General features: G+C 67.7%; 8 protein-coding genes. 6 read left to right on the top strand and 2 right to left on the bottom strand.

Translation table 11 applies throughout. The features are described from left to right. Window positions 1-22: 22 nt before the first annotated feature. Both ACZ5FU_RS12565 and ACZ5FU_RS12560 read right to left on the bottom strand, forming a co-directional pair. Complete coding sequence (locus tag ACZ5FU_RS12565; protein ID WP_469045307.1) at window positions 23-322, bottom strand: hypothetical protein; 300 nt, start codon at window positions 320-322, stop codon at window positions 23-25. After that, entirely contained in the window at window positions 319-666 is a 348-nt protein-coding gene (locus ACZ5FU_RS12560; RefSeq protein WP_469045306.1) for a hypothetical protein, read from the bottom strand. The genes ACZ5FU_RS12565 and ACZ5FU_RS12560 overlap by 4 nt, the downstream gene beginning before the upstream one ends. 133 nt (window positions 667-799) lie before the next feature. Here ACZ5FU_RS12560 and ACZ5FU_RS12555 point away from each other — a divergent pair, with 133 nt between their 5' ends. The 6 genes from ACZ5FU_RS12555 (at window position 800) to brxD (ending at window position 14,150) form a co-directional block, all read left to right on the top strand. Further along, a complete protein-coding gene (locus ACZ5FU_RS12555; protein WP_469045305.1) occupies window positions 800-1,642 on the top strand; it encodes a helix-turn-helix domain-containing protein in 843 nt (280 codons plus the stop codon). Continuing rightward, entirely contained in the window at window positions 1,639-1,854 is a 216-nt protein-coding gene (locus tag ACZ5FU_RS12550) for a DUF397 domain-containing protein (protein ID WP_469045304.1), read from the top strand. Before ACZ5FU_RS12555 ends, ACZ5FU_RS12550 begins: the two co-directional genes overlap by 4 nt. A 65-nt stretch (window positions 1,855-1,919) precedes the next feature. Further along, window positions 1,920-5,651, top strand: a complete 3,732-nt coding sequence (pglX, locus tag ACZ5FU_RS12545) for a BREX-2 system adenine-specific DNA-methyltransferase PglX (RefSeq protein WP_469045303.1) — start codon at window positions 1,920-1,922, stop codon at window positions 5,649-5,651. Between the two features lie 305 nt (window positions 5,652-5,956). After that, on the top strand, window positions 5,957-9,868 hold the full coding sequence (locus ACZ5FU_RS12540) for a BREX-2 system ATPase PglY family protein (protein WP_469045302.1): 3,912 nt from the start codon (window positions 5,957-5,959) through the stop codon (window positions 9,866-9,868). Continuing rightward, the gene (gene pglZ, locus ACZ5FU_RS12535) at window positions 9,865-12,834 is read left to right on the top strand and encodes a BREX-2 system phosphatase PglZ (RefSeq protein WP_469045301.1); all 2,970 of its coding nucleotides are present in this window, start codon (window positions 9,865-9,867) and stop codon (window positions 12,832-12,834) included. The genes ACZ5FU_RS12540 and pglZ overlap by 4 nt, the downstream gene beginning before the upstream one ends. After that, a complete protein-coding gene (brxD, locus tag ACZ5FU_RS12530) occupies window positions 12,831-14,150 on the top strand; it encodes a BREX system ATP-binding protein BrxD (protein ID WP_469045300.1) in 1,320 nt (439 codons plus the stop codon). Before pglZ ends, brxD begins: the two co-directional genes overlap by 4 nt.

The following is a 14,150-nucleotide window of genomic DNA, read 5'->3' as shown; positions in this document are numbered from 1 at the left end:
CTGCTACTGCCCGTGCCCTGTTCTAGCCCCGCCCTGCCAGGTCGGGCGGAAGGGCCCGGCTCCGGGCGTTGGCGGCGGCCACGGAGGCGCGCAGCCGCTCGGCGGAGGAGGCGGCGCGGACCCGTGCCGGGAGCGCGTCCCACTCCCGGCCGCCGCCGACCGGCCGTAGCTGGAGGTAGGGACCGACGTGGTCCATGACGACCCCGGTCCGACCCGTGCGCTCGTCGACGACGACCGTTCCGGCGGGCGGGGGCGGGGGCGGGGGCGGGGGCAGGGCGGCCGTGTTCGGGCCCGGGGAGGGGCCGGGTGGGGGTGCGGTCACCGGTCCGTGCCGCAGCCGGTTCCGCTGTCGCCGCCCGTGCTCGGGCGGGCCGCTGCCTTACGCGCGTCCGCCGCGTCGGTGAGTACGACGGTCAGGCGGTGGGCCGTGGACAGGTTCACCCGGCCCAGCTCCAGGAGCGGGCGGTGCACGGTGGACGTCGTGCAGGACGCCAGCTCCGGTCCCAGGGACGGCAGGGTGATGCCGTGCAGGGCGAGGGCGGCGCTGAGCTCGTCGGAGACGGCGAGTGCGGAGGCCAGAGGGTTGTCCGGGAACGGATAGGCGAACGGGACGGTCGGGAGGGGGTGTTCGGTCTGGGTGGGGAAGGGGTGATTGTTGCTGTTCATGCCTACAGCGTGCTGATGTGGGGCTACTCTCGGTAGAGGTCGCGTGCCAGCAACGGAGTTGCGGGCAGTGCGCGGCACTTGGCCCCGCGGAGTTGGCGGGCGCGCACACGGACACCGCAAGGGGGCACAGCCGATGGCCGGCCGACAGAACCGCAACCAGGACATGGACCCGTTCACGTCGCCGAGGACCTTCTTCGGCAGTGAACTCCGCCGGGCCCGCGAGGCCGCCGGCTTCTCCCAGGACCAGCTCGGCGAGCGGGTCTTCTGCTCCGGCACGTACATCGGCCAGTTCGAGTCGGCGACCAGGCGTCCGCAGCCGGACCTGTCCCGGCTCCTGGACGAGGTCCTGGGTACCGGCGAGCACTTCCAGCGCCTGTGCGAACTGGCCCGCAAGTCCAAGCACGCCGACTACTTCGCGGACGCGGCGGAGCTGGAGACACGGGCCAAGACGATCAGCGAGTACGCGCCGATGCTGGTGCCGGGGTTGTTGCAGACGGAGGGGTATGCGCGGGCGTTGACGCGGGCCACGTTGCCCTACGCGTCATCGGATGAGGTGGAGGGGTACGTACGTGCCCGAGTCGAACGTCAACGGATTCTGGACGACTCCGCAGAACCTCTGCTGTGGGAGATCGTTCACGAGGCAGCCCTGCGTGTGCCAGTTGGAGGAACGGATGTCATGGCTGAGCAGTTGGCCTGGCTTGCGGAGCTCGCCGGTACCCGTGGCGTGTTGATCCAGGTTCATCCATACGAGGCGGGGCCTCACACCTTCATGATGGGGGTGGTGTCTCTCATGACCTTCAGGGACGCACCACCCGTTGCCTACGTGGAGGGGCCACACAGTGGTCAACTCATCGACGATCCGGCCCTGGTTGAGCGATACCAAACGTCATACGATCTGGCCAGGGCCGCCGCATTGCCGCCGGAGGCGTCCCTCACTCTGATCGAATCGGTGGCGGAGGACTTGCCGAAACCATGACCACCCCGCTCGACCTGAGTAACGCGGTATGGCGCAAGTCGTCATACACCAATGGTGAAGGGGGAAACTGCGTCGAGATCGCAGAAGGCTTCCCTGGCTTGATGCCTGTCCGTGACAGCAAGCGCCCTCAAGGACCAGCCATCATCTTCGAGATCGAGGGCTGGGCATCCTTCGTGTCAGCCGTTAAGAAGGGGATGGTGGGTCCTTACTGACTCGTGCCTCACAGTCCACACCAGCCCCGTCACTCTCTTAAGAGGCGGGGCTGGGTCGTGGTCCAATGGATGCTTGTGCGCCACAGGGCGCCTTCCGAGATCGAACACTTCAACTGTTGGTGGGCTTAGTGATTGACAGCGCGCGTCTGCTCAAGGACCTGCAGAAGCAGGTGGCCGAGGCCGAGAAGGACCTTCACTCGCAGCTTGAGACGCTCCCCGAGACCGAGCAACGGCTCCTTACGGAGCACAATAGGGCTTTCAAGGCGCGTAGGACATCGGCTGCCGCCTCCCAGTGGATCAGCGAGCGTGTGACCCAGGCTGCTGTTGCGTGGATCCTCGGCACAGTTTTCGTCCGTTTCTGTGAAGACAACGACCTTATTAGAAACCCGTTCCTGGCTGGCCCGGTACCCGGCCGACAGACATATGCAGAGGAACGACATGACCAATTCATGGCGCATGATCCGTCCCGCACTCACCGTGACTGGCTCCTTTCGGCTTTTGATGAAATCGGATCATCGCCGGCAGGGCAGATGCTTTTCGATGAAGATCATAATCCGCTTTACCAGATCCCTCTCTCTAACGAAGGCGCAAAGAGGCTGATCGACTTTTGGCGCCTCCATGAGGAAGTTCCCGAATCGGGGACTCGAATCGTGCATCACTTCAATGATCCGGATTGGAGCACTCGTTTCCTTGGTGATCTTTATCAGGATCTTTCGCAGGAGGCGAAGGATAAATATGCACTTCTCCAGACGCCCGAGTTTGTAGAAGAATTCATCCTCGAACGTACGCTCGGTAGGGCAGTTAAGCGGGTCGGGTATGACGTAGTCAAAATGATTGATCCGACCTGTGGGTCGGGTCACTTCGTTCTAGGGGCGTTTCATCGAATCCTTGAGGAGTGGGAAAATCGAGCACCTAGTGATGATGTTCACGCCCGAGTGGCCGGAGCGCTTGATGCAGTACATGGCGTCGATATAAATCCGTTTGCTGTGGCGATTGCCCGCTTCCGGCTTCTCATTGCCGCTTTCAAAGCAGCAGGCGTTTTGAATTTGTCCGAAGCGGCTAGCTATGATTGGCCGCTCCACATTGCAACGGGTGATGCTCTTCTTAAGACTGAGCAGGGAAAGCTTTTTGAAGCGGACGATGCCTCTAATGTGCAGGGAGACCATGAATTCTGGTTTGACACGGAGGATTTGGCCGAGCATCTTGACATCCTCAAGCCGGGTCGTTATCACGTGGTGGTTGGAAACCCGCCGTATATCGCCGTGAAAGATTCCAGGCTTAGGGATACGTACCGTCGTCTTTACAGGAATGTCTGTCACGGTAAGTATGTTCTGTCCGTCCCGTTCATGCAGCGATTCTTCGAACTTGCGGTCCGTGACGAGGAAGGGAATGTCGAGTCTGGCTATGTTGGGCAAATCACTTCCAATTCCTTCATGAAGCGCGAGTTCGGCGAGAAAATGGTGCAGGGGTACCTTAAGAGTTACGTGGATCTGATCGAGGTGATCGACTCTTCTGGTGCCTATATTCCTGGTCACGGAACCCCAACGGTGATACTTGTTGGAAGAAACCGCCCGGCTTCCCTTGGCGCTAAGACTGTACGGGCCGTCCGCGGAGTGCAAGGGGAGCCTACGTCTCCGAGGGATCCAAGGCTTGGCCTGGTGTGGAGGGATATCGTGGAGCGGATCGATACTCCGGGAAAGAGTGCGGGTGCGTGGGTCTCTGCCGATAACCTTGATCGCGGCGATTACTTCGGCAAGCATCCGTGGGTGCTTGCCGACGGTGGCGTGGAAACACTTCTAGAGATTAAGAAAAAATCAGTAGGTGAGCTGAAAAAACACTCCAAGGCCGTAGTTGGAATCGCTGCGGTTACTGGCGAAGACGATCTCTATCTATTGCCGCGAAATGGTACCTCAAGGCGATTGGGTGTGCGGCAATCGAAGCCGCTGATCACTGGCGAGTCCGTTCGTGATTACCTGGCGATTCCGGAATTCGATGCGATTTGGACATATAGGGAGGACTTCAAAGTTCTACCGCTATCAGATTTGGGGGCAACTGCTCGAATTTTGAACGAGGGGAAAAGTGTAATCAGGCGCAGGAAACGCTTCGGTACGCCCATGGTGGATCGCGATCTTGCCTGGTATGAGTGGCAGGAGGTTTATTCAGGAAAGCTCAAGTCACGGCTAACGGTTACCTTCGCAGAAGTAGCCACTCATAATCATTTTGCGCTCGATCGGGGCGGCAAAATTTTCAATCGAACTGCCCCTGTTGTTAAACTTCCCGAGAATTCCACTGAAGGTGATTACCTTCAGCTTCTAGGGCTGCTGAACTCATCCATGGCGTGCTTTTGGCTGAAGCAGATGTGTCACAGTAAAGGGAGTACTGTCGATGTAAAGGGGGCTAGGCAGTCGAGGGTCCCATTTGATGATTTCTATCAATTCAACGGAACTAACGTCCAGGAATTCCCTCTCCCTGCTGAGTACCCTCTCACCCGCGCAACAGAACTGGACACCCTCGCCCAACAGCTCGCTGCCGTAACCCCTTCCGTCATCGCAGCCGACCCGGAGAATCCACCCACGTCCGAATCCTTGGCGCAGGCAAAATCGGAATGGCACCGCATCCGTGCCCGGATGATCGCCCTCCAGGAGGAATTGGACTGGGAGGTCTACGACATCTACGGCCTGTGCGACGACCTCACCGCACCCGAAGACTCACTTCCCGCCGAAGGCCTCGCCCTCGGGCAGCGAGCCTTCGAAATCGACCTCGGTAAGCGGGTCAAAGAGCAGGGTGTTAAAACGGAGTGGTTCCGGCGCCACAAGTCGAAGATGATCAGTGAGATTCCGACTGAATGGCCCGACGCCTACAAGGAGACGGTCCGCCGCCGCCTCGAAGCCATGAAGAACTCCTCCGTGATCGGGCTCATCGAGCGCCCCGAATACAAGCGGCGCTGGCTCACCGACAGCTGGGAAGACCAGCAGCAGGCCGCACTCAAGGAGTGGCTGCTTGCGCGTATGGAGCGCCGGGAGCTCTGGTACGAGACGGACTACGACGGGACGGAGCGCCCCCGTACTCGTTCCCTCCCCGAGCTGGTCGACGACCTCACCGGCGACCACGACTTCGTGGCCGTCACCGAGCTCTACGCGCCCGGCGAGGAACTGTCCGTGATCGTGCCCAAGCTGGTCGAGGACCAGCACGTGCCGTTCCTCGCCGCCCTGCGCTACACGGAGTCGGCGCACAAGAAGAAGCGCGAGGTGTGGGAGCAGGTCTGGGAGCGGCAGCGGGAGGAGGACGCGGCCACCGCCGCCGGGGACCACCGGAAGGCGCTGGAGATCAGGGACGGTACTCCCGTGCCGCCGAAGTACACGACCGCAGACTTCCGCAAGGCCTCCTACGCCGCCCAGCGCGGCGGTCTCGACGTGCCCAAGGAGCGGTTCATCTCCTACAGCCGCACCCTCAACCCGGCGATCGAGGTCCTGGGCTGGGGTGGCTGGGACCACCTGGAGCAGGCGACGGCCCTCACCGAGACCATCGACGCCCGCGCGAACTCCGGAAACTGGGAGCGGGAGGACTTCATCCCCTACCTCGCCGGTCTGCTGGAGCTGCTGCCATGGCTCAAGCAGTGGCACCCCGAGGACGCCGGCATGTTCGAGGAGGCGCTGCTGGACTGGCAGCGCGAGGAGGAGTTCGCGGTGACCGACGAGGAGCTGCGCGCCTGGCGTCCCGCCCGTAAGGCGGCGAAGAAGGCCACCGCCAAGCCCGCCGGCGGGAAGAGCGCGAAGAACACGAAGGCGAAGGAGTAGCCACCCCTTCGCAGGACCGCGCCAAGCCCACCACCCCGCCCGGACCCCGCCCACCCCCGCAAACCCGGCGGATCCGTGTTCCCCGCACGTTACGCTGAGGCGTTCGGGTGATGCGGGCCGGGCGGGTCCGGGGTCCGGTGTGCCGTGCGCAGGCCGTGCGGCAGCCAAGGACGCCGGTCCAGTGGGCCGGGGCGCGCGGAATCCGAGGCAGGGGGCGGACGGCCCGGCGAGAGCGGCGGCAGCGCCGCTCGGACCGGCGCCCGGACGGCCGAGCGGGCGACAACGGGACACACGAGGAGTACGCGATGGCACACCCCACCCAGCCACTGCTGCGTGAGGTCATCGACATCCCCACCGTCAGTCACGAGAGCTTCGTCCTGAAGCTCACCGAGGCGCTGGGCAGCGACGAGGAGCTTTCGAAGGCGCTGGACGCGTACGTCCTCACCGACAGCCTCGTGGAGCGGTTCGGGGAGGCCCTGTCGCTCATCGAGGCCGGGCTGACCAGCGGCAGTTCGAAGGCCGCCTACCTCCACGGTTCCTTCGGTTCCGGCAAGTCGCACTTCATGGCGGTGCTGGCCGCGCTGCTCGGCATCCAGGAGCGGGCGGCGCTCAGGGTGCGCGGTCTCGAGAAGTTCGCCGGGGCCATGCGCGAGCACGCCTGGCTGCACAGTACGAAGTTCCTGCTGCTGCCCTTCCACATGCTCGACGGCAAGTCGCTGGAGCAGAAGGTGCTCGGCGGGTACGTCGAGCACATCCGCCGCCTCCACCCCGACGCCCCGATTCCGCAGGTCTACCGCACGGACGCACTCTTCGAAAACATCCGCAGCCACCGGGAGCGGATGGGCGACGAGGCGTTCATCGACGGGCTGCCGGGCGGGGACGCCCAGGACAAGTGGGGCGACTCGGTCTTCTGGACCACCGAGAAGCTGGACGCCGCGCTCGCCGCCGAGCAGATGGACGAGGACACCCTCAACGAGGTGGACCCGCAGTGGCACCGTGAGCCCGTCACCGCCGGCGGGCTGCGCGCCAAGCTGGTCTCCGACGCGCTCTCCACCTGGTTCAAGGGGCTCTTCCAGGACGCCGCCGAGGACCGGCAGGCGTTCGTCTCCCTCGACCGGGGCCTCGGCATCATCGCCGCGCACGCGAAGTCCCTCGGGTACGACGCGCTGGTCCTCTTCCTCGACGAACTGATCCTGTGGCTCGCCAACCACATCCGGGACGAAAAGTTCGTCTCCGAGCAGGCCGCGAAGATCACCAACTTCGTGGAGGGCAGCGACGCCCGCCGCGCCATCCCGGTGGTCTCCTTCATCGCCCGCCAGCGTGACCTGCGGGACCTGGTCGGCGACGAGGCCGTGCTCGGCTCGGCCGAGGTGTCCATCCAGGACACCCTCTCCCTGGCCGACGACCGGTTCCGCACGATCCCGCTACCCGACAGCGACCTGCCGGCGATCGCGCACGCGCGGCTGCTGAAGCCCCGCGAGGACGTGCCCGACGCGCAGGCCCGCATCGACCAGGCCTTCGCCAACATCAAGCGCGTCAAGCCCGACGTGTGGGACGCGCTGCTGGGCGACAGCAAGGCCATCACGACCGCGGACGAGGAGGCCTTCCGCCGGGCCTTCCCGTTCTCGCCGGCCTTCATGGACACCCTGGTGCGGGTGGCCGAGGCGCTGTCACGCTCCCGTACCGGCCTGAAGCTCATGGGCCAGATGCTGTTCGACCAGCGCGACACCCTCCGTCTGGGCCAGCTCGTCCCCCTCGGCGACCTCTACGAGGTGCTGTACCGGGGCGGCAGCGACCCCTTCACCCAGACCTTGCGGGAGCAGTTCCGGTCCGCGCAGGAGCTGTACAAGAACAAGCTCCAGCCCTACCTGCTGGGCCGGTACGAGCTCACCCTGGACGACACCGAGGCGTACCGACGCGACCCGGACGGACTCGACCCCGCCGTACGCGGCCGGATGGAGTCGTTCATCGTCGACAACCGGCTCATCGGCACCCTGCTGCTGTCCGCCCTCGTGCCGTCCGTGCCCGCCTTCCAGAACCTCACCGTCAAGCGGCTCACCGCCCTCAACCACGGCATCGTCACCTCCCGGGTACGCGGCTTCGAGGCCAAGGAGGTCGCGAAGAAGGCCAAGGAGTGGGCCGACGAGTTCGGCGAGATCAAGTACACCGAGGGACCCGACGCGGGGATCTCGCTGGAACTCGTCGGGGTCGACTACGAGTCGATCATCACTCGCGCCCAGACCAACAACAACCCCTCCAACCGCCGCGGCCTCCTCAAGCGCATGCTGTGGGAGGAGCTGGGGGTGAGCGAGGGCCAGCTCGACGACCAGCTCAACCTGTCCTGGCGCGGCTCCAAGCGGTCCGCAGAGATCCTCTTCGGCAACCTCGCCGACGCCAACACCCTGGACGACGACAAGGTCAGGCCGCGCCAGCCGGGCAACTGGCGGCTCATCGTCGACATGCCCTTCGACGACGTCTACGGCGAGGCCGAGGACCGCGACCGCATCATGCGGCTCAAGAACCTCCCCGACCACGACGAGCTCCGTACCATCGGCTGGATCCCCGCGCACTTCACGCACGCCACCTACCTGAAGTTCCAGCGGCTGGTCATCATCGACTACGTCCTCAACGGCCAGCGCTTCGATTCCTACGCCGGACACCTCAGCCCCAACGACCGGGAACGTGCCAAGGACGCCCTGCGCAACCAGCACCGCCGCCTGTCCAGCACCGTACGGAACGCCCTCAAGCAGGCCTACGGCCTCCTGCCGAAGGACCCGGCGGTCGTCGGCGGCTACGACGAGCACATCCTGCCCGTCCCCGACATGCAGAAGATCGTCCTGGAGTACAACCAGTCGCTGTACGACGCGGCGCGGCGCATCATCTCCGCCGCTCTCGCCCACCAGTACCCGGCCCACCCCGATTTCGACCCGCAGGGCGAGCAGCTGTCGGTACGCGCGGCCGACGTCAAGACCGTCTTCGGCTACCTGCGCACCGCCTCCGACGAAGGCACCGACGTCGTCGAGATCCGCCCCAAGGACCGGCCGCTGATGGCCCGCATCGCCGGGCAGAAGGGCCTCAAGCTGGGCACCATGTTCGAGGCCCGCTTCCAGCTCGGCCGGCACTGGGAGGAGCACTTCGGGCAGAAGGCCGGCACCGCCTACGACGACCAGGACATCCCCGTCCGCACCCTCCTCGAGTGGATCGACGAGCCCCTCCCGTACGGCCTCGACCCGGTCCTCGCCCACCTGGTGCTGTGCGCCTACGCCGAGCGCACCGACCGCGTGTGGACCTACCACGACGGGCCCGTCGAGGTCGCCGACCCCACCGCCCTCAAGACCGTCTACAGCCTGCGGGCCCAGGAACGCCCCACCGAGGAGGCGTGGAACGAGGCCGTCGAACGCGCGGCACTCGTCTTCGGCGAAGCCCCGCTGTCGCCGATGCGCCGGGCCCGCATCATCGCCGAGTTCAGCGACCGCGTCCGGGCACGCGCCGCGCAGCTGCGCACCGCGGCGCGGAAACTCGTCGACGAGCTGGAGACGCACGCCGGCTACCTCGGCCTGGACACCGACGACGACGAGGGCCGCCTCGGCACCGCGCGCCGGGCAGCCGTCCTCGTGGACGACCTCGCCGAAGCCGACCGGCACGACCCGCTCGCCGTCGTCACCCTCCTCGCCGGTGCCGACACCGGCGACCGGGCCGGACAGGAGCGGATCGGCAAGTCCCTGTCCAGCGCGCCCGCCGTCATCAGCGCGCTGGCCGGCGTCCCCTGGTCCAGTGTCTACGACATGGCCCGCGACGTGCGCGAACCGTACGCCACCGAGACCCGCGCCGTACTCGACTCCCTGCACGGCACCGCACGGGCGGACGAGAACACGGCCGTCCTCGGCACCGCGCTGGAGAAGGCGACCAGAGAACTCACCGCGATCCTGCGCCGCGCCAACGCCGCGCAGACTGCGCCGCCCGCGCCCCCCGCCACCACCCCGCAGCCCGGCCCGGCGCCGGTCCCCGCCCCGAACCGGTTCCCCCTGGACGACCACGGCACCCCGGGCCGCAACGGCAACGGTGTGTCCGCCACCGTCCCCGAGCAGCCGTACGGACAGTACGAAGTGGAGGCCGCGGACGCCGCCGACCGGCTGCGGACGGAACTCACCGACGTGGCCGAGGCCCACCCGCACGCCCGTATCCAGGTCACGTGGCAGGTGATCGACCAGCCGTGAGCACGAACAGCACCACCGCTCCGCCGCCCGGGCACGGCACCGGGCGGTCCCGGCCCCGGCCCGCGCACCCCGCCGCGGTCGTCCAGGTTCTGGAGGCCCGCTCCTTCACGGAGGGCGAGCCCCGCATCGTCCTCATCCGTGCCGAGCCGCACTGGAACGGGCCCCGCCTGCTGCCGCTCGGCGGCGGCCGCACCGCGCACATCGCCACCGGCGTCTCACCGCTCGCCGTGCTGGACACACTCGCCGGATGGGAGCGGACCGACACCGGCGAGCGGGACGTGCTCGCCGTCCTCACCGACGTCGAGGAAGCCGACCTCGGCCCCGGCCTCCTCGCCCGGGTCTACCGCAACCGCGTCTACCCCATAGAGTCCTGGGCCGTCGTCCGCCGCCTCTTCGGCGCCGTGGACCTCGACCCCCGCCTGACCGCCGAGAGCTGGGCCGCCGAAGCCCTCATCGACGCCGCCGGCCAGGAGAGCTGGCCCAAGACACCCGGCACCGTCCTCTCCCGCGACACCGCCCTGTCCCGGCTCGCCGCCGGACGGCTGTCCACCACGGCCCATCGGCTCGACCCCGACCGGCTCGACCTGCACGCCCTGATGGCCTGGTCCCTCGCCCCCGGCGCGGTCGAACGCGTCGCCTCGCTGCGCGGCCAGGAGCGGCGCGGACTCGCGTCCTGGCTCGCCGACCCCGACCGGGTGGGCCTACGGGCGCACCAGGCGCTCACCGCCCTGTTCGCCCTCTTCGAGGCCGGCAACGGGGCCGACGCGGTCCCCATGGGACTGGTGTGCGCCGCTCTCTGGGGCGAGAAGGCGCCGGCGGGCGTGGACCGAGCCCGAGGCCGCGCGGAACTGAAGTTCGGCGGTCGGCGACTCGACGACGACAGTTTCGCCGCCTTCGGCGCCGAGACCGAGGATTACGTCCGGGTCCTGCTGACCGCCCGTTCCGCGGACGTGACCGAGGACGAACCGGTGCTGCCGGGTCCCGACCCCCGTGCCCTCATGGCCCGCGCCGACGCCCTCATCCGCGAGATGGGAGCAGAAGACGCGGCCGCCGCCAGCGACCTGCTCGAAACCGGGCAGAAGGCGCGCTACGGAGCCGTCGCCCGCGCCCTCACCGCCTGCGTCCCCTCCCGCCCGGACAAGGCGCCGGCCGAGCGGCGCGTCCGCGACCTGAAGCGCGCCGTCGACCACCTGGCCCGGCACGAGCTGTCCCGGCTCGCGAGCCACCGCGCGACGATGACCCGGGTCCGCATGGCCCAGCGGCTCGTGCACTGGCTCGGCCGGCCCCCGGTCACCGTATTCACCACCGCGGCCGAGGCGGTGCAACAGCACGTCACCACCTACGGATGGGTCGACCTCGCCCACGGCTGGATCACCGACGGCGACCACACCCACCCGGAACTGCCCGCTGCCCTCGCCGCACTGAGCACCGCCGTACGGGCCCGGCGCCACGCCCTCGACGAGGCGTTCGCCACCCGCCTCGCCGAGGAGACCCGCAGCGGCGCCGCACCACGCGACGCCCTCGTCGTGGAGGACTTCGCCCGCCGCGTCCTCGCCCCGGTCGTCAAACCCGCCCGCCCGTCGAGCACCGGAAACCCGCCGCTCCTCCTCGTCGTCCTCGACGGGGCGAGCGCCGCCGTGGCCGCGGCCCTCGCCGAACAACTGCGCACCCGCTCCTGGGCGGAGTACGACCCCGTGGCCGACACCGCGGGAGACCGGCGACGGCGCGGCATGCTCGCCGCACTGCCCACGATCACCCGCGCCTCCCGCGGCTCCCTCTTCGCCGGCGAACTCACCGAGATCGACCAGCAGGAGGAACGCAGGCGCTTCGCGGCACACCGCTTCTGGGGTGGGGCCGACGTCCGGCTCTTCCACAAAGCGGACCTGCGAGGAGACGCGGGACACGCCCTCGGCAGCGAACTGGCCGAGGCACTCGCCGACCCCGACACCCACGTCGCCGTCGTCGTCAACACCATCGACGACCGCCTGGGTGAGGACCGGGCGATGTCCCACTGGCAGCTGAACGAACTCCTCGGCATGGAACAACTGCTGGCTCAGGCCCGCACCACCGGCCGCGCCCTGGTCATCACCGCCGACCACGGACACGTCATCGACCACGGCACCGACAAGGAGAACGTCCCCGACGCCCTCTCCGCACGGCACCGCCGAGGCACCACACCCGCCGGTCGCGGCGAAACCGTCCTTGCCGGACGGCGCGTCGTCGCCGAGGGACAGCGCATCACCGCCCTGTGGGACACCGGACTGCGCTACGGAAACCGGCAAGCCGGATACCACGGCGGCGTCGCCCTCGCCGAAGCCGCCATCCCCGTACTGGCCTTCGCCCCCTACGGCGCGCCCGTGCCCAAGGGGTGGCGGGAACTCGGCCCTCAGAGGCCCTCCTGGTGGTCCCTGAAAGAGGACGCCGTTACCGGCACCGAGGTCCCGGCCACACAGGCACCGGGCATCATGCCGCCGGCCAGGCGCACCCCCTCGGCCGCCGAACTGCGGAAGAAGGCGGAAGAACAGCAGGCCGCCGAGCACGAGACCGGCCAGGGAGCGCTGCTGTCCTTCGACGAGGTCAGCACGGCCGAGCCGACCGAGACGGCCGCACCCCCACAGCCCGCCCCCGCCTCGGCAGCCGAACAGCTCACCGAGGCGCTGCGCGCATCCGACATCATGAGCGCCCAGCTCGGCGCACTGCCGCGCCCCGAGGACTTCGACACCGTCGCGAAGGCCGTCCAGGCCCTCGTCGACGCGCACGGAATCCTGCCGGTCACCGTCGTCGCCGAACGCGCCGGGAAACGCGCCACACGCGCCGCGGGCTTCGCCGCCACACTGCAACGCGTACTCAACTACGACCAGGCGGAGGTCCTCACCCTCACCGACAACGGGCGCTCCCTCCGGCTCGACGTACCGCTGCTGCGACGGCAGTTCCGCCTCGACACGACAGGCGGAGCACGGACGTGACACTCCAAGGCATCAGCCCCGAGCGCCGCCTGCGACTGATCGACGCGCTGCGCCGGGGCGCCGTACCCGAGACCGGGCTCGGAGTCCTCGCGGTCGGCCTCGGTCGGTTCGAAACCGCGGTCGACGCGGAACTCGACGCGGTCGCCACCGGATCGGCCGTCTTCAAGGCCGTACGCGGCGAATACGGCTCGGGCAAGACCTTCTTCACCCGCTGGCTCGCCGAACGCGCCAAGCAGCGCAACTTCGCCGTCGCCGAAGTACAGGTCTCCGAGAACGAGACACCCCTGCACAAACTGGAGACGGTCTACCGGCGGCTCACCGAACGCCTCGCCACCAGCACCTTCCCGCCCAGCGCCTTCCGACCGGTCGTCGACGCCTGGTTCTACGCCCTGGAAGAGGACGCCCTCGCCGCCGGCGCCACCGACGACGAACTGCCACAAGCCGTGGACGGCCTCCTCACCGCACGCCTCGCCGAGGTCTCCCGCGTCGCACCGGCGTTCGCCACGGCCCTGCGCGGATACCGGCGCGCCCAGGACGCAGGAGATGACGCCACCGCCGACTCCGTCCTCGCCTGGCTCGGCGGACAGCCCCACGTCGCCGCGGCGGCCCGCAGAAGCGCCGGCGTCCGCGGCGACCTGGACCACTTCGGAGCCCTCGGCTTCCTCCAGGGCCTGCTGACCGTCCTCAAGGACTCCGGCCACCCCGGACTCCTCCTCGTCCTCGACGAGGTCGAGACCCTGCAGCGAGTCCGCTCGGACGCCCGGGACAAGGCCCTTAACGCACTGCGCCAGCTCATCGACGAGGTGCACTCCGGCCGGTTCCCTGGCCTCTACCTCCTCATCACCGGCACCCCCGCCTTCTTCGAAGGTCCCCAGGGCGTCCAGCGGCTGGCACCGCTCGCACAGCGTCTGGCCACCGACTTCACCACCGATGCCCGGTTCGACAACCCGCGCGCCGTCCAGCTCAGACTCCCCGGCTTCACCGTGGAATCCCTGACCGAACTCGGCGGCAGGGTCCGGGACATCTACGCCTCGGGTACCGCACGAGAAGCCGCAGAACGCGTACGCGGCGTCGTCGACGACTCCTACGTGACCGACCTCGCGCGCGCCGTAGCGGGAAGCCTCGGGGGCAAGGTCGGCATCGCACCACGGCTCTTCCTCAAGAAACTCGTGGGCGACGTCCTCGACCGCGTGGAACAGTTCGAGGACTTCGATCCGCGCCAGCACTACGCACTCACGGTCACGCAATCCGAGCTCACCGGCACCGAGAGGAACGCCGCGGCAGGCTCGGCCGACGACGTCGAACTCCCTCTGTGA

This window comes from Streptomyces sp. NPDC031554 (assembly GCF_055580685.1).
This window is presented reverse-complemented; position numbering and strand designations above follow the sequence as displayed.

Bases quoted from the DNA above. Each gene is read 5' to 3' on its own strand.
- pglX (WP_469045303.1), top strand. From the start codon at position 1,920: ATGGATGCTTGTGCGCCACAGGGCGCCTTCCGAGATCGAACACTTCAA.
- ACZ5FU_RS12550 (WP_469045304.1), top strand. From the start codon at position 1,639: ATGACCACCCCGCTCGACCTGAGTAACGCGGTATGGCGCAAGTCGTCA.
- ACZ5FU_RS12555 (WP_469045305.1), top strand. From the start codon at position 800: ATGGCCGGCCGACAGAACCGCAACCAGGACATGGACCCGTTCACGTCG.
- ACZ5FU_RS12540 (WP_469045302.1), top strand. From the start codon at position 5,957: ATGGCACACCCCACCCAGCCACTGCTGCGTGAGGTCATCGACATCCCC.
- ACZ5FU_RS12560 (WP_469045306.1), bottom strand. From the start codon at position 666: ATGAACAGCAACAATCACCCCTTCCCCACCCAGACCGAACACCCCCTC.